The following is a 16,444-nucleotide window of genomic DNA, read 5'->3' as shown; positions in this document are numbered from 1 at the left end:
TATGAAGTCATACTTGAACTTAAAAGAAGAAGTATGGGATAAAGAAACGTGCTCTGGTTGCGGTGCGTGCGTTTCTGTATGCCCTACTGAAAATATATACTTTAAACAGCAAAGCCCTGTGCAATTTGACTGTGATGAATGCGCATGTATAATTGTACCAACCGAAGATGGGGAGACCCCGATTTCAGCGGAATTCTGTAAAGTAACTCTTTACGATGTAAATTGCGGTGCTTGCTACAACGTATGCCCTAGAACAAAAGAAAGACATATCTTTAACTTAGAAAAAGTTCCTGGAAGAGTTATCGAAAACTATAAAGCAAAATCAACACTTGAAACCAAAAATATCCAAAGTGGTGGTGTTGTAACTGCAATATTGGCAAATGCTTTTGATGAAGGCTTAATCGATGGCGCAATTGTAATGATGGAAGATAAATGGACGATGGATCCAAAATCATACCTTGCAACATCAAAAGAAGACGTTTTAAAAACTGCAGGAAGCAGATACAATTGGAACGTTCCGATTCTTGAAGCTTTAAAAGAAGCTGTAATGGTAAAAAAATTAAATAAAATTGCAGTTGTTGGAACCCCCTGTGTTATCAATGCAGTTTACCACATAATGGCAACGAAAAATGATTTAGTCGAACCTTTCAAAGAAGCAATAAGATTGAAAGTATCATTATTCTGTTTTGAAACGTTTGACTATGATAAAATGCTCAAAAAAATAAAAGAATTAGAAATAAACCCCTGGGACATCAAAAAGATGGAAATTGACAAGGGAAAACTTATAGTTTCAACGATACATGGCAATGTCATTAGTTTCAAAATCGAAGAGCTTGATGAAATGGTAAGAAAAGGATGTAACGTTTGTAGGGACTTTACAGGAATTTCTTCAGACATCTCTGTCGGAAACGTAGGAACACCTGAAGGTTACTCCACAGTTTTAATAAGAAACAAATGGGGTAAAGGATTCTTTGATAGAACTGTAATCAACGGATACGTTTCAGTTGAAGGTGAAGCATCGTTAGAACCTGTAAAATCACTTTCAATCAAGAAAATGGAAAGAAAAGACGTTGAATTCTAATTTTTTCAACTTCTAATAAAATTACTTTTTTAAAAAAATTTAAATTTGATTAATCAGTTTTAATCTTATTTTAAAACAATCAAAAAGAAAAAAAGAGAAATTAAATTTTGAACTGACCTGATTTTCTAGTCACCCTCTCAGATACATGAGTTACTTCTTCTGCAATTCCTCTGATTTCTTCAATAATTGAATTTAATTCTTCAGTTGATGCAGTAACTTCTTCTGCTGTTGCAGTAAACTCTTCTGAAATTGATGCAATATCTTGTGCATTCTTTAAAGCACCTTCGGTATTGTCAGCAGCACTCTGCGCTCCCTGTTTAATACCATTTATTTTAATTGCAGCGCCATTAACACTTTCTTTAATTCTTAAGAGCGCATCATTTACTTCGTCGATTGCAATTACCCCTTTATCGACTTCATCTTTTCCTTTTAATCCGAGATCCATCGTTTCTCCGATTCGCTTGTGGACACCATCAATCGTGTGGTTAATATTTTCAACGGATTTTTTAATTTCTTCTGCAAGTGCTTTAATTTCGCTTGCAACAACTGCAAACCCTTTTCCAGCTTCTCCTGCACGTGCAGCTTCAATTGAAGCATTTAAAGCTAAGAGTCCTGTCTGTTCTGCAATATCTTTAATTAAATCGGTTACTTCATTGATTTTTTTACCATCTTCACCGAGTTCTTGGATTGATTTTCCTAAATCGTCAATTACATTTGTAATTCCTTGCATTCTTGAAATTGCGTTTTCAACTTTTTTAACCCCATTTTCAGAGTTTTCGCTGATTTCTTCTGCAGATCTGACAGTTTCTTCTGCATCCGTGTAAACAGTTTTTGCAACTTCGTAAGTATTTTCAAGCTGATCTGATGCTTCCTGTAATTTTGCAGACTGATCACTTGAAGCTTCTGCAACCTGATTTGCAGCTTCTGTAACCTGTGTTGCAGTTTCTTCTGCACTTTTAAGTTCGTCTTCAACTTTTTGAACCTGAACGTTCAATAGATCAACTTCTTCTCTTAGGTCTTTAATCAACTGTGCAACATTTCTAATTGCAGTGTTAATCGCTTTTTGTAAATTATTTCTTTTTCTCTTTTCATCAGCCCTTACTGTGAAATCCCCATTTGCAACTGCAGTCATTGTGTCTGCGACATCTTTAATTGTAACTCCAAGTTCTTTTTTATCTGTATCCATAAGCTCATTCATTTCTTTAATATTTTGAGCCATACCGTTAAATGAATTGGCCAATTCTTCTAGTTCGTCACCAGTACTGACTTTTACGACATGTTCGTAATTTCCATTACCGAAAATTTCTGCACCTTTTTTAAGTTCGTCAACTGGTTTTGTAATTTTTTTATTGGTAAATAATGTGATAATTATCGCAATTATTATCCCTGCCAAACCAACCACAATAATTGTTGAAAGTATTTTGGATACCACGTTATCATAAGGTGTTGCAGGAGTTCCGGTAAATACCATACCAACAGCATTGCCTTGGCAATCATAAAGTGGTGTGTATCCACAAAGGTATTGCGTTCCCAAAACATCCGCTCTTGCATAATAATCTTGTTTTTGATTAACTACTGTTGTGTATATTTCATCGGAAATGGCAGTTCCAACAACTCTTTGCCCGTTGTTCTCTAAATTTGTGGATATTCTGTATTTTCCAAGAGAAATGGTTGCAACATCCCCAGTAGCTTGTTTAATACTATCTACCAGAGTATAATCTTTGTTAATCACATCGATTGATATGATATATCCTAAAATTTTACTTCCATCATAAACTGGAGATACTGCAACGATTGCAAGTGAACCTTCAACTCCAGATATTTTACCGTTTGAAATTTTTTCTGTTATTTCACTGGATATTTTTTCAACAGAATATTTATTCCCCGATCCAGAAATTTTTTTAACAAGGGAACTAACTGAAACGTCGTTTACGTTTGATCATATGACGTTTCCATCAGAATCAGTAAATCCAACGAAATCTGCACCTGCAGATTCACCAAGGGTACTTGCAATTTTGGAAAGGTCGTAATAATTCAATTCTTCAATATCTTCAATAATTTCGCTATTTTTTGAATTATAGTTCGTAAAAAGTTCTAATTTTTCAATATGTTCTTCAAACATGGCTTCAGAGATTCCAAGATCCTTTTCTATCGCATCCTGACCCTGTACTTCCATACTATCTTTTACGGTATTGGTTGCAATAACTCCCAAAATCAGTATTGGAATCAATACTGTTAATATTGAGTAAAAAAGCAACTTGGTACCTAATTTTTTAGTACTCAATTTCATATTAGCACCTACTGGGTTATTGTGGTATAGTGCTTTTTAATCGGGGAAAATATATATTATTTTTATGTATGTACACGTGTAGGGGAAAATTATTAAAATATACGGTTAATAGGACGGTATATGCCATAATGATAATAATGTCCTATCCAAATCCATATATAGTAAAAAAAAGTATCATTTGTTGCTTATCGTAGGATAAGTTGAAATACTGTTACATTTTTTGTTAATGGTGTTCGAAATATGCTCTCATAGATGCCGTACTTCGTACTGGCACCAAGACACTCTCTATTAAATTTACCTACAAATCTATTGGATAGGCGCTTTTTAAGTACATGGACACCACCCATGTACTTTTTTGAGAAAATTCTATTTTACAATTATTTCAGATGTTAAATCGAAAGGATTTGATCGCATTGCAAGAGAAAATAAATATGGATAGTTATTTTTTAAATACCTCATGTAATCTAACCATTCTGAAACGAGTTTTTCGTATGCTCTTACGATGTCTCCTGAGATATGTTCAATATCGGATTCTGGTAAATTGTCGATGTCCTTTCGCTTCATGAGTTCTTCAGAAAGGTGTGAAATTGCCCTCAAGAGGCTGGTAAATTTTTCATGTTCTAACAATGCAGGATTTTCCATTAATCTAAGTATAAATTGAGATTCACTGTTTAAAAACTCTTTTAATTCCTTAATATTATCTGGCGTTATTTTTACACCGTATTTATGGTTTTTAAGGATTTTATGGGCGTTTTTAAATTCTTTGTCATCCCAATTGTTAGTTACAATTAGGTTTTTTCGAATTTTTTCTAAATTTGGATCATTATCAGAAAAATAAGTTAAAAGTTCTTCCCCAATACTCGAAAAGAACGAGCCTATGACCATATTTAATTTTTCAAGATTCTGTTTTTTATCTCTGTGTTCAAGTAACCTGTGAAGAATCAAAGTTACAAGAAGAACTTCTATTGGAGTAAATGCGATATCTCCCAAAAGATATATCGAAATATGGTGAAGGTCGTGGAATATTAAAAAATGAATGTAGTAAAGAACAGTAGATAACGCAACTAGGGTTACTGCAATTCCTATTTCCCATCTGGTATCGCTCAAAATATCACCTATTCTATTGGAAACCTCAATAATGCTGAAATTCCGCCGAGTGCTTTCAATTGTTTTCCTGCATCATGTTCTGTTGAAATAATAAGTACGTTTCCATTGATATTTTCAACACTGTTCATCAATTCTTCAATATTTCGTCTGTTTCTTCTTAAATATTCATCAGTTAGTAAAAGGGTATCAATTGCAGAGTAATTCATTGCATTGTTTACACTTTCAATTCCGTATGCAGCAAGACCTTTTTTAGATATTTCTTCGAGTAATTTTTCTATAACTTGTGTTTCTTTGCTGATCCTTGCTTCGCCGTAAATTTTATCAATAATTCCTGATTTTAATATCTCAGAAAGTCCTGATTTTCCAGTATGGTTTGCAGATTCCACGACTACGTTTGGGGCCAAATCTTTATGTTTTTCAGAAATGTAGTTTTGAATATTGTTTTTTCCAAATCCTGGGCCTGCAAAGAGTATTTTTCCTTCAAATTCTGAAATTGAATTGATAATATCAGAATAATAGCTAAATTTAGCCTGTTCGTTCTGTTTATAATCTAATTTTTTAGAAACGCCTGATTTAATACTTACAAGTTCCTTAATTCCAAATTCACGAACTAAAAATATATCTGCTTCACTATCATCTAGAATAACGACTACCACTTTTGGCTTTTTAGATGAGTCTTCCGCTTCTTTTAATCTTACAAGATCCCATTTTTTCCAGTTTTTCTGAACAGAAACCTGCAAAAGTGGTTCGATATCAATTGTATGGTATGAACCAATCGGGATATCGTCTGGAGCATGGATAATTTTTCCGCTCACCCTAAGTCGGTTGAAATCTTCATGGAAATTGATTTTTTCAGCCTTTATTCCTAAAAAAACTCTTCTCTTAGTTCCCCGATCTGCACGTAATTTATCCCCTTTATCTTCTGTTCTTCGTTCCGTTACAGCGTAAATTGCATTATATGGTTGTATTATGTTTGATAAATGCCATAAATCATCTAAATTTTCAGGAATTAGTTTTATTATATTTTTTTCAGGTATCTCTTGAATGATCTTCATTATATCTCTTTTTTAATTATTGCTCACTTTTTCCAGTTTCTTCGTAATCGTGAACGGATATATCTCCGTTTTGAAGTATTGTTACAACAAATGGCTCTACTACAATTCTATTTTTAATGTACCTTTGAGCGTTTTGGTTTACAAACTCCATAATTTGAAGGGAGGAGTAATTTACGTGTATTTCATCCTGATCTGATTTTGAAAAAATAATCTTTGGAATATTAAATACGTCAGTACCCTGATCTATTTTAATCTTAGAGGGTGCGATTATATCGTTGTAAATACTCAATGTATTTCGCGCTTTTTCTATATTTTCGCGAGCTCTTTTCTCGATCATACTGATGTTTGCCCTACTTGTCCCCATAATGTTGGCAATTTCATCTTGTGTGTGCCCTCGTTTTCTGAGGTTTAGCACATTTATTTGAATTTCTGTCAAAAACGATTCCATAGTTCCACTTTTCATAATTAATTATCATATATTATCTCAAAATTGATATATAAAATAAATGATTCAAATGGTTTTTAATTCGTGAAAAGATTTATTCTTTAAAAATTCAAAAAAAGTTTTTAAAAGTGAAAAATTATCTTCCAAGTTCAGAATGCGCTTTTGCAAGATGTCCTGCAGCAAGGGCACCAATGAGTGATAATTCACCAGCCAAAACAACAGCTCCTGCAATTTCTGCAAATTTAACTGCTTTTTCAGCACCTGCACATCCAATTATTTCGAGGCATTCTCGCTGTGTTTCAACTCTGGTTCCACCACCAATTGTAGCAACAGGTAAATCTGGAAGTGTAACTGAGAAATAAAGGCCATCTCCAGTACATTCTGCAGTTGTAATTCCCATACTGCCTTCAACGATGTGTGCTTCGTCCTGTCCTGTTGCTAAAAATAATGCACCAACAATATTTGCATACTGTGCGTTAAATCCTAATGAAGAGCTTATTGCAGAACCAATCAAGTTTTTGTAAGTGTTTACCTGTTCAATTGCTTTTGAAGTAGTTTTTAAATACTTTTCAACGTATTCTTCTTTTAAAAATACTTCTGCAACAACGCTTTTTCCCCTTCCGTCAATCAAGTTTATTGCAGCAGGTTTTTTATCCGTACACACATTACCGCTCAATGCAACCGTATCTATAATTATACCTTCTTTTTTAAGTTCAGATTCGATAAATGAACAGGCTTTTTCGGTTGCGATTGTTACCATGTTCATTCCCATCGCATCCCCGGTTTTAAATGTAAATCTTGGGTACACGTTTCTTCCAACTATCAAAACCGGACTTATCTGAATTAGCTTACCGTGTCTTGTTGTAGATTCAGCAACTTCTTTTATCTTTGCGAAGTTATCTAATATCCACTCTTTTAATTTCAAAGCATCAACAATAGAGTTTGTTTTAATTATTGGTGCACGGGTCATCTTGTCGTCAATCACACGTACAGTTGCACCACCACATTTTGTGATAATACTGCAACCTCGGTTAATAGATGCAACAAGAGCACCTTCTGTAGTCGCAAAAGGCACGTTAAACTCACCTTGTGCATACTTTCCATTAATTGAAATTGGGCCAGCAAATCCGAGTGGAATTTGTATTGCACCAATCATATTTTCGATGTTTTTCTGCATTGCAAGTTTTTCATTAAGAGTATATTCCTGAATATGTCTTGTTTCAACGTTTGATAGTTTTTCAAGGTATTTTCGTCTTGCAGTAACTGCATTCCTTTCTCCAAATTCTGAATCAAGCTGGTAAACTTTTATTTCTTTTTTAATCAGTTTTTCAACGATTTCTTCAATATTAACGTTATTTTCCATTTTTCCACCATGCTGAGTTCATCAGGTCTTCTTTTGAAGTATTAATTGAGTATGACACAAAATCATGAGTTATTCTTTTTGCAAAAGCTTTTGAGAAGTTTTCCATGATTTCTTCAGGATTTTTAGTTTTAGAAAGTTTAATTGCTTTTTCAAGCTCTTTTACTCGAATCTCTTCAATATAATTATTAAATTCCTTTAAAACTTCTTCAACATTGATTTTCTCAATCTGTTTCATAAGAACTTCGTATTCTTCATCGATAATTTTTTCAACAGCAGGAATTTCTTCAATTCTGCTCTGTAAATTTTTATCGGATATATGTCTTAAGTCGTCAATAGCATAAAGTTCGATATTTTCAAGTTCCCTCACCGAATCGTCAACGTCTCTTGGATTTGCGATATCGATTATAATCTTGTTTCCAACGTCAATAAGGTCCTTTTTTTCTAAAATATGGTGTGGGGAGGAGGTAGCACAGATTATAACGTCACTGAAGTTAATGGCTTCTTTTAATTTGTCGAAATGAACCGCCATTCCTTTTAATTCTTTGGCAAGTGTTTCAGCTCGTTCATACGTCCTGTTTGCAACAATAACTGCTTTAATATGTTTTTCAATCAGTGCTTTTGCAACTAAGGTTCCCATTTCACCTGCACCGATTAATAAAACGTTTCTGTTTGCGAGTCCGAAGTTTTTTTCCGCAAGTTCAACTGCAGCACTTCCAATAGAAACGCCGCCTTCATTAATTTTCGTTTCAGTTCGCGCACGCTGTCCAACGTGTATCGCTTTTAAGAAAAGACTGTCTAAATAGCGACTCGTTTTTTTAAGTTCGCGCGCTTTTTGAAAACTTGTTTTTATCTGTCCCAAAATCTGGTTTTCACCAAGTATCATCGAGTCCATTCCGCAAGATACTTTTAAAAAATGAAATGTTGCATTTTTTCCTTTTAATACATCGAACCCTTGAAAATCTTTTAAAATACCATCAACGTTAGAATTTATTTCTGTATCAAAATACGCTTCAATCCTGTTGCAAGTCTGGACTACAACGCAAGCATCGTATTTATTATAAAATTCATCCTCGTCAATTCGCATCTTTTCAAGAACTGGTACGGGGTATTTTTTGTAATCTGCTCTAACAACCAACATAGATTCACCTATGTTTTTCAATAAGTTCTAAAAGTTCTTTTTCAAAGTTTTCGTCGCTAAAAACTTTTTCAAGAACCTTTTTTCTCTCGTTCTGATTTTCAATTTTATCTTTCAAAAAATCACGGAGTTTATTTTGAAAATTAATTTCAAATTCGGAATTTTTTAAATATTCTTCAACATTTTTTCGAATTTCTCTTGCAACTATCGGGCTTTTTCCGCCAGTATATACTGCAAACGAGACTCCATCAACACTGCAGCATGCAGGAACTATTAAATTTGATTCCCTTTCAAAAGTCGAAGAGTTTATGAATTTTTTTATGCTTTTTGCAATCGAAACAATCCTTTTATTGTTTTCTTCGTCGATCGAGGTTATTATAATATCGTGATTTTTTATTATTGAATATAGTTCTTCATCACTTAAATTACTTACATCGGATTCAAAAAATCTCGCATTTTCGTATTTTGAAATATCCTTTTTATCAATGTTTTTGGAATAAACAGTGATTTTTCCACCACTATTTAAGAATTTTTCAAATCTTCTTTTTCCAACGCTTCCAAATCCAAAAATCAAAACTTTAAATCCGCTCAGGCCTAAAAAAACAGGAATCATATTTTCACAAGCAATTATTCAGTTAATAATGAATTATATATCTCATAAGTTTTTTTTGAAGAAATTTCCCAAGAAAAGTTTTTTGAATAATTCAAGCCTTCTTTTCCAAGAGATTTTCTTAAATTTTTATCATTTACAAGCAAGTTTATTTTATCTTTGAGAACTTTTGTATCTTTTGGAGAAACGATATATCCATTTATTCCATCTTTAATTAGTTCAGGAATTCCGCCGACATCAGTTCCGATGACTGCCTTTTTACAGGCCATTGCTTCAATAATGGTCATTCCAAGTCCTTCTGAAATCGAAGGAAGTACTAAAAAGCTGCAATTTTTTAAATACTCTGAAACTTCACTTTGTGATTTTTGTCCGAGCAATTCAACGTTTTCAATGTCATTTAATTTTATAAAATCCAGAATTTTATTATATAATGGGCCATTTCCAATAATTTTAAAATTAAAGTTGATATTTTTAATACTTTCTGAAAAATAAAAGATTCCCTTCTGTTCAACAAGGGATCCTACAAATAACCCGTAATCGCAATCTTTATTCGACGAATTAAATAATTCTTCATCAAATCCATTATATATGACGTTAGACTCGATATCAAAATTTGATTTTAGATTGTTTTTTAAAAATTTGCTAACACATATTATTTTTTCGGAATTGTTAACTGCATAGTTAAAAAAGTATTTTCCAAAAGTGCTTTTTGAGAGATTCAATACATCGCTTCCATGAAGTGTTAAAACTGTCGGAATACCGCATTTTTTGCCTAAAACTGCCCCCAAAAACCCTTGCGGAGCTGCATGGTGGCTGTGGATTAAATCTATTTTTTCGTCTTGAATTATTTTTTTTCCGATTTTATATCCATTTAAAATGTAACTTGGACCCCTTAATTTTGAAAAATAGGGAATTTTGTGGACAGTAACGTTTTCAAAAGAATTTTCAATGGTGTCTTCAAAACTGTAGTTTAAGATATGAAATTCGAATTCATCTAGTTTGTTTAAATTTTTTATTAAATTTTCAACGTGGATTGAAATCCCGCCAATAAAAGGATAGTATATTGATGGAAGTAATATTTTCAAAATAACACCGAAAAAAGAGATTAGTGGCTAGTTTTCCACTTTACAAAGATGTAGTGTTTTTGAGGTTCTTTTAGTTCCTCTTCTATTCTTTTTGAGAGTGGATCAACTATATTTTTCCTAACTCTATCTTCAAAATCCTTAAAGCTTTCAAATTTCTTTATTTCTCGTTCTTCTATTACTTTCCACATTGATGTTTTACCAATTCCTGGAAGTAACTGTAATGTATGCATCCTGTTTGTAATTGGCCCACAATTGTTTAAAAATTCAACGAATCGTTCTTCCTGAGCTTTAACTGCTTCTTTTATTACGTGAAGAAGTTCAGTTTTTGCAGTAGGGGTTAGTTGGTCGTATTTTAACATTTTTGACACGAACTCTACTTTTTCCCTTTTACCTTTACCGATATAGAGTTTTTCTGCAAGATCTGCAACCTGATTATCCTTAAAAGTTAATTCCATCATTACAAACTGTTTTTCACCAAAAGCCTGTGCAATCGGTTTTTTTTGGTGAAGTGGCCTAGTATCGTCAGGGTAGCCATATTCTAAGAAGTCCAAAACGTATGCGTAATCTTCAAACTCTCGTTTATTTTGTTCATGCCCCTCTCTCATACTTACACCTATCAATGTTGGAAATTAAAATAACATTACTTAATATCGAGTTAATTCAATAAAAAACTAATTGATTCAATAATAAAATGGTAGAAAAGCGTTATTTGAATTTACTAACTACTTCTAAAATTTCGTCCTTGTTTTCAGGGACGTCAACTCTGTAAAATACGATTTTCAGATCTTCTTCTGTTTCTGGAAGTAAGTCTATAATTTTAACTGCCATTTTTTCAGTTAGCCCTAAATTTGTGAGCTGTTCAAACATGGCATCAGCATCTTCTTTACTAATTGTTGAAAATTTTCTTAAATAGTCAAGTGAACAACCGTGTTCATAAGATAATTCGTCAAAATCTGCTCTTTCATCCATAATTTCGGTTGCATGAGCAATTGTTGTGTATTTTTCGGAAATAATTTCCTTTCCAATCATAATCTCCCTCAAAACAGATTAGTCTCAAAAAAAGATATCTAAAAATAATTATAATTTAGATTCTCTTAAGTGTTGCGGTCTAGCAATAATGTCTTTGTATTTTCCGCCATCTTTTACTCTAACTAAGAATGATCTTCCTCTTTGAGCAACAATAACTCCAGTTTTACCGTGGAATTTTGGGTGCGGCATTCCTTTCTGTACTGAAGGGTCGAGTACTACGTGAACTCTGTCTCCTTCGGTGTAGCATTTTAAAGCTCTTGTTAATGGAGCCATTCCTTTCTGTCTTGGGTGTTTCTGAAGTTTATATCTTGTTTTGCTTCTAAATCCTTCACTTTTTTGCATAATTATTCCTCCTAATGTGTTTCATGAAAATAATTGGCATAGTGTCTATCCTTTTTTTCACTACCAATATATAACCATTTCTATTTTAGATATTTTCTACATCATCATAGTCGTGAACATCCAAAACATCTAAAAATTTACAGATGCATTTATTGTTTAGCAATTCCGAAACGGAAGGAGTAGTTCTCCCTTCATCGCCGCTAATAAGTTCTTTGATGTATAATCCGCCATCGCAGAATATCTTAAGTTCAAAGTTATAATCATCAATCATATGCGGCCAAGCTTTATATACCTTACGTACACGCACGAGGTCAGCCCTTCGATGTGAGACTCTATCGGGCGTTCTTTGATCAATCGTCAAATCTTCGAGTTCATTTACTAATTCAGCCACTTCTTCGTTCGATACTTTTTCTTCACACTCAACATGGGCAAGATATGTTTTTTTATGCGGTTCATTTTTGAAGAAGTGAACGTCCTTTTTAACCCCGTATTCAACATTTATTATTTCAACAGTCTCAGATTCATTAACTTTTGAAGCAAGTTCTTCTAAATTAACTTTTCTTACTTTTGGCTCTTTTATTTCAATTACAAACGGCCTTCCATTTCCAAGCATTCTAACGTCGATATCTTCTCTTCCTGCACCGTGAAGTGCTTCTGAACTTCCTTTCATAACTTCCATAAACGGTTCTGCAATGATTTCTTCAACCGAAGTCATGTACTGTTTACCTGTGAAATTACATTTTTCACAGCCTTTTCCTCTGCACGCCCTACAGTGCCAGTGGCTTTGCGGGATTCCTCTAACGAGTTTTTTATATCTTCCTTTGATAAATACGGGGTTTACCTGAAGCGTAACTTTCTGGTTGTACGGGTTTACCATTACAACGATATCAGGATTTTCCTTGTCAACTCGCCTTTTAACTAACGGAACTACAACTTTTCCAAGTTCTCTTCCAAATTCCTGCCTTATACTTTCCATAAATGGAGTTTCAATCTCTTTTTCAAGTTCTTTAAACCTTTTTGGAAGTTTTGTACCAATCAAAAAACTGTCGAACTCGTATTCAGAAAGTGCATCAACTACATTTTCAGCAACTTTTTCAATATTTTCAGGTTCAAAAATTCCCTTACACCAAGGACAGAGGTCTTCACACTCTTCTGTTTTTTCGTATTCAGCTTCATCTTTAAATTTTGTTTCGTATTTCTCGATATCATGAATTAAATCAAGTTTTATTCCTGAAGTACCTGTTTTATGGAGTGCATACATCAGTTCTTTGATTTCTTCTAATTTTTCAAGATCTGTTGAATTCACTTCAGAAGTTTCAGATGATTCATTCATTTTTTCAAGGGTAGTTCTTAAATCTTCTTCAAGTTCGATTGCTTTTGCAAGTTTTAAGGCGTGTCCCCTCTCAAAATTACTCGACCTAATAAGTTTTCCATAAAGTCTTCCAAAACATCTGTCGCACAATGGGTATTTTTTTAAAACAGAATAATCTATATTCATATAATCTCACCAGGTGATTTCATGATAATAAATGCGGATCTACATATTCACTCAAAATATTCTATGGGAACTTCTAAGTATATGGATATCGGGAATATATTAAAATATGGTCCAGTAAAAGGTCTCGATTTAATTGCGACTGGAGACTGTTTACACGCAAAATGGCTCGAAGAAATCGAAAAATACGCGGATAAGCCACTTCTTCTTTCAACAGAGGTTGAGGATAGAAATCGAGTTCACCACTTGATATATTTACCACATACTTCTCAGGCTCACGATTTAAGAGATAAATTTTCAAAATTTTCAAAAAATATTGACGCTGATGGTAGGCCCAGAGTTTCATTAGGCGGAATGGAAATTTTCGATGCAGTACGGGATTTAGGCGGACTTATGGGCCCAGCTCATGCATTTACGCCGTGGACAAGTATTTACAAGTCATTTACGTCAATTTACAACTGTTATGGAAAAAAACCGGATTTTATCGAGTTAGGACTTTCTGCAGATACTGATATGGCTGATATGGTTGAAGAACTTCGAGATTTACCTTTTTTAAGCAATTCTGATGCTCATTCATTTTATTCCCACCGGCTTGGACGGGAATTTAACCAGATGGACGTGGATGAACTTGGCGGACTTGAAACGAACTTCGAAGAGATAAAAAAGGTTTTAAAACATAATAAAATAACGGCAAACTATGGACTTGACCCAAATCTTGGAAAATATCACTTAACCGCATGTACCAGATGTTTTACAAGATTTACATTGGAAGATGCCGTAGAAAACAATTTCAAATGCCCTGACTGCAAAGGAACGATAAAAAAAGGGGTTCATGATAAAACATTGGAACTTTCAAAGGATAAAAAAGTAATTCATCCAGATTTCAGGCCAGAATACCATAAAATAATCCCTCTTGCAGAAATAATTTCACTTGCAATTGGAAAGAATATCGGAACAAAATCTGTAGATACGATCTGGGAGCAGTATATTACAAAATACGGAAATGAGATTGATATTTTAATAAATGAAGATATAAACGAAGTTAAAAAAATAAATGAGCATGTTGGAAAGATAATTGAACTATTCCGAACAGACAAAATATATATCTACCCTGGCGGCGGTGGGGAATACGGCCACATCTCAAAAGTTCCAGTAAGCGTTAAGTGGTACAAACCAAAATTAACCCTTGATTCATGGGTAAAAAAATAAAATTAATTTAAATATTCTTTTAAAACTTTTGAAAGTCTTTTAATTCCTTCAACTATTCTTTCATTAGACATGTTCGAGTAATTCAGCCTAAATGAATTTTCATGGCCACCGTTTGGGAAGAATGATCCTCCTGGAACGATCGCAACGTTATTTTTAATACATTCATCTAAAAATTCACGTGCATTATAATTTTCAGGAAGTTCGACCCACGTAAAAAGTCCGCCTTCAGGATTTGTATATTTGAGACCGTTTGGAAATTCTTCTGCAATTGTTTTAATCATCAAATCTCTTCTTCCTTTGTATAATTCTTTTAATTTGGAGACTCGTTCATCAAAATCATAATTTTCAAGCATTTTTGAAATAAGCCTTTGAGAAAATGACGATGTGTGCAAATCCCCGCTCTGTTTTACAAGAATATATTTTTCAAGGATATTTTCTGATGCAGCAATCCACCCTACCCTCAAACCAGGACAAAAAGTCTTTGAAAACGTTCCTAAGTGAATTACAAGGCCATTCTGATCCATTGATTTTAATGAAGGCAACATTTTTCCCTCAAATCTCAATTCTCCGTAAGGGTTATCCTCAATTACCGGAATTTCATATTTTTCGATTATTTCCATGAATATTTCCCTTCTTTCAAGAGTCCATGTTTTTCCAGTAGGGTTTTGAAAATCAGGAATCGCATAAATGAGTTTTACATTCGATGTCGTTTTTAAAATTTTTTCAAGCTCTTCTGGAATCATTCCGAAGTCGTCAGTTGGAACTTCCTTAAACTGCGGTTCGTATGATTTGAATGCATTGATTGCTCCAAGATAAGTTGGACTTTCACATAAAACTACATCATTTTCATCCAAAAATACTTTTCCAGAAAAGTCCAAACCTTGTTGGGACCCGCAGACGATCAAAATGTTATCTTTTGTAACATCTGTTTTCAATACTTTATTCATTCTTTCTGAAATATACTGTCTAAGTGGGAGGTACCCTTCAGTTACGTCGTACTGGAGGGACTCTGGACCCAGTTCATCAAGAACAAGTACCGAAATTTCTTTTATTTCTTCTACAGGAAAGAGTTCCGGTGCAGGAAGGCCTCCTGCAAAAGATATAATTTCAGGATTCTGGGTAACTTTTAATATTTCCCTTATTTCCGATGATTTAATTTTTTCCATTCGTTTTGAGTAGCTTAATGCCATATGCGTTCCCCAAATTTTCGATAAAGATATATTTTTGGTAGTTCATAACATACAAATATACATTATATTGGTTATATGGTAGTATATCTTAATCTATATATACATTATAGTGCACGAGGAAAACCATGAATGACTTAAACGAAGTAATTTCTAAAAATCTGAAAATTATTCGTAAAAGAAAAGATCTGAGTTTAGATGCTTTATCTAATTTAACTGGAGTAAGTAAAAGTATGCTCGGTCAAATAGAACGAGGGGAGGTAAACCCTACAATTTCAACAATTTTAAAGATTTCAAATGGATTAAAGGTTTCATTCACATCCCTTTTAAAGAATGAAAAACCAGAAATTGATCTGATACATTTTGAAGAGTTAACTCCGGTTTTTGAGGGGGAATGCCATAAACTCTATCCAATAATTCCATTTGACGATGAAAACAGATTTGAAACATATATTGTTGAAATAAAGCCTGGACACAAGTATTATTCAGAAGGACACGTAAAAGGAACCGAAGAGATTATAACTGTTTTTGAAGGTGAATTGGCACTTAAAATAGGTGAAATTGATTATTTCCTTAAAAAAAATGATACAATCAGGTTTAATGCGAATAAATCCCACGTTTATGAAAATAAGGGTTCAAAACTTACAAAATTAAATCTTATCCTTCATTACGAGTAATTTAAAAATAGATTAAAAATAGGGAATAATATTAAAGATTCAAATTTATTCTTCTTTAATGCATGCTACAGGGCAAATATCAGCGCAATCGCCACAGCCAGTACATTTAGCAGGGTCAATAACTGCTTTACCATCATCTTTTTCTGAGATAGCGTTTTCAGGGCATGAGGGAACACAAGCTCCACATGCGATACATTCATCTTCTTTTACTACATATGCCATAATTACACCTCAATTAGTGTTTTTTTCGGGTTTATTTCCAATAAGCATTACATATTTTTATAGGTTTGTAAACTTTTCTAATTGCCACATGGTATTTATCTATCAAAAGAAA

Annotated in this window: 16 protein-coding genes and 1 pseudogene; 3 read left to right on the top strand and 14 right to left on the bottom strand. The window is 33.4% G+C overall.

Annotated elements, in window-relative coordinates; all coding sequences use genetic code 11:
- Position 1 precedes the first annotated feature (1 nt).
- Entirely contained in the window at positions 2-1,081 is a 1,080-nt protein-coding gene (locus tag MMARC5_RS08130; RefSeq protein WP_011869339.1) for a Coenzyme F420 hydrogenase/dehydrogenase, beta subunit C-terminal domain, read from the top strand.
- A 100-nt stretch (positions 1,082-1,181) separates the two neighbouring features.
- Here MMARC5_RS08130 and MMARC5_RS08125 read toward each other — a convergent pair.
- The 12 genes and pseudogenes from MMARC5_RS08125 to MMARC5_RS08070 all read right to left on the bottom strand — a co-directional run bounded on the left by MMARC5_RS08125 (position 1,182) and on the right by MMARC5_RS08070 (position 13,040).
- Positions 1,182-3,371, bottom strand: a pseudogene (locus MMARC5_RS08125) (methyl-accepting chemotaxis protein).
- A gap of 366 nt (positions 3,372-3,737) precedes the next feature.
- A complete protein-coding gene (locus MMARC5_RS08120; RefSeq protein ID WP_011869336.1) occupies positions 3,738-4,478 on the bottom strand; it encodes a hypothetical protein in 741 nt (246 codons plus the stop codon).
- A gap of 8 nt (positions 4,479-4,486) precedes the next feature.
- Positions 4,487-5,533 (bottom strand): mRNA surveillance protein pelota, encoded by a 1,047-nt coding sequence (locus MMARC5_RS08115; protein ID WP_011869335.1) that lies wholly within the window; start codon positions 5,531-5,533, stop codon positions 4,487-4,489.
- Positions 5,534-5,549: 16 nt separating this feature from the next.
- On the bottom strand, positions 5,550-5,996 hold the full coding sequence (locus tag MMARC5_RS08110) for a Tfx family DNA-binding protein (protein WP_011869334.1): 447 nt from the start codon (positions 5,994-5,996) through the stop codon (positions 5,550-5,552).
- A 118-nt stretch (positions 5,997-6,114) separates the two neighbouring features.
- Entirely contained in the window at positions 6,115-7,341 is a 1,227-nt protein-coding gene (gene hmgA / locus MMARC5_RS08105) for a hydroxymethylglutaryl-CoA reductase (NADPH) (RefSeq protein WP_011869333.1), read from the bottom strand.
- Positions 7,331-8,479 carry a glutamyl-tRNA reductase gene (gene hemA / locus MMARC5_RS08100; protein ID WP_011869332.1) on the bottom strand — a complete coding sequence of 383 codons (1,149 nt, stop codon included), beginning with the start codon at positions 8,477-8,479 and terminating at the stop codon, positions 7,331-7,333. Before hemA ends, hmgA begins: the two co-directional genes overlap by 11 nt.
- 4 nt (positions 8,480-8,483) lie before the next feature.
- Entirely contained in the window at positions 8,484-9,089 is a 606-nt protein-coding gene (locus tag MMARC5_RS08095; protein WP_011869331.1) for a precorrin-2 dehydrogenase/sirohydrochlorin ferrochelatase family protein, read from the bottom strand.
- Between the two features lie 14 nt (positions 9,090-9,103).
- Positions 9,104-10,171, bottom strand: coding sequence for a glycosyltransferase family 4 protein (locus MMARC5_RS08090; RefSeq protein WP_011869330.1), 1,068 nt, complete (start codon positions 10,169-10,171; stop codon positions 9,104-9,106).
- A gap of 20 nt (positions 10,172-10,191) precedes the next feature.
- A complete protein-coding gene (locus MMARC5_RS08085; RefSeq protein ID WP_011869329.1) occupies positions 10,192-10,776 on the bottom strand; it encodes a DUF655 domain-containing protein in 585 nt (194 codons plus the stop codon).
- Positions 10,777-10,876: 100 nt separating this feature from the next.
- Positions 10,877-11,200 (bottom strand): RNA polymerase Rpb4 family protein, encoded by a 324-nt coding sequence (locus MMARC5_RS08080; RefSeq protein WP_011869328.1) that lies wholly within the window; start codon positions 11,198-11,200, stop codon positions 10,877-10,879.
- Between the two features lie 48 nt (positions 11,201-11,248).
- Positions 11,249-11,542 carry a 50S ribosomal protein L21e gene (locus MMARC5_RS08075; RefSeq protein WP_011869327.1) on the bottom strand — a complete coding sequence of 98 codons (294 nt, stop codon included), beginning with the start codon at positions 11,540-11,542 and terminating at the stop codon, positions 11,249-11,251.
- An 85-nt stretch (positions 11,543-11,627) separates the two neighbouring features.
- The gene (locus MMARC5_RS08070; RefSeq protein ID WP_011869326.1) at positions 11,628-13,040 is read right to left on the bottom strand and encodes a tRNA pseudouridine(54/55) synthase Pus10; all 1,413 of its coding nucleotides are present in this window, start codon (positions 13,038-13,040) and stop codon (positions 11,628-11,630) included.
- 21 nt (positions 13,041-13,061) lie between these two features.
- On the opposite strand from MMARC5_RS08070, the gene MMARC5_RS08065 reads away from it, so the two are divergent.
- A complete protein-coding gene (locus MMARC5_RS08065) occupies positions 13,062-14,246 on the top strand; it encodes a TIGR00375 family protein (protein WP_011869325.1) in 1,185 nt (394 codons plus the stop codon).
- A gap of 2 nt (positions 14,247-14,248) precedes the next feature.
- Here MMARC5_RS08065 and MMARC5_RS08060 read toward each other — a convergent pair whose 3' ends face one another.
- Positions 14,249-15,436 (bottom strand): aminotransferase-like domain-containing protein, encoded by a 1,188-nt coding sequence (locus MMARC5_RS08060; RefSeq protein ID WP_011869324.1) that lies wholly within the window; start codon positions 15,434-15,436, stop codon positions 14,249-14,251.
- Positions 15,437-15,561: 125 nt separating this feature from the next.
- Between MMARC5_RS08060 and MMARC5_RS08055 the strand changes: the two genes are divergently transcribed.
- Positions 15,562-16,110, top strand: coding sequence for a helix-turn-helix domain-containing protein (locus MMARC5_RS08055; protein WP_011869323.1), 549 nt, complete (start codon positions 15,562-15,564; stop codon positions 16,108-16,110).
- Positions 16,111-16,155: 45 nt separating this feature from the next.
- Here the strand turns inward: MMARC5_RS08055 and MMARC5_RS08050 are convergent, their stop codons facing one another.
- The gene (locus MMARC5_RS08050; protein WP_011869322.1) at positions 16,156-16,332 is read right to left on the bottom strand and encodes a 4Fe-4S binding protein; all 177 of its coding nucleotides are present in this window, start codon (positions 16,330-16,332) and stop codon (positions 16,156-16,158) included.
- Between the last annotated feature and the right edge of the window lie 112 nt (positions 16,333-16,444).

The sequence above is a fragment of the Methanococcus maripaludis C5 genome, from assembly GCF_000016125.1.
In the GTDB taxonomy this organism is placed as follows: Archaea; AGJL01; Methanococci; order Methanococcales; family Methanococcaceae; genus Methanococcus; species Methanococcus maripaludis_D.
The sequence above is the reverse complement of the archived record's forward strand: the minus strand, read 5'-3'. Positions and strand labels throughout refer to the sequence as shown.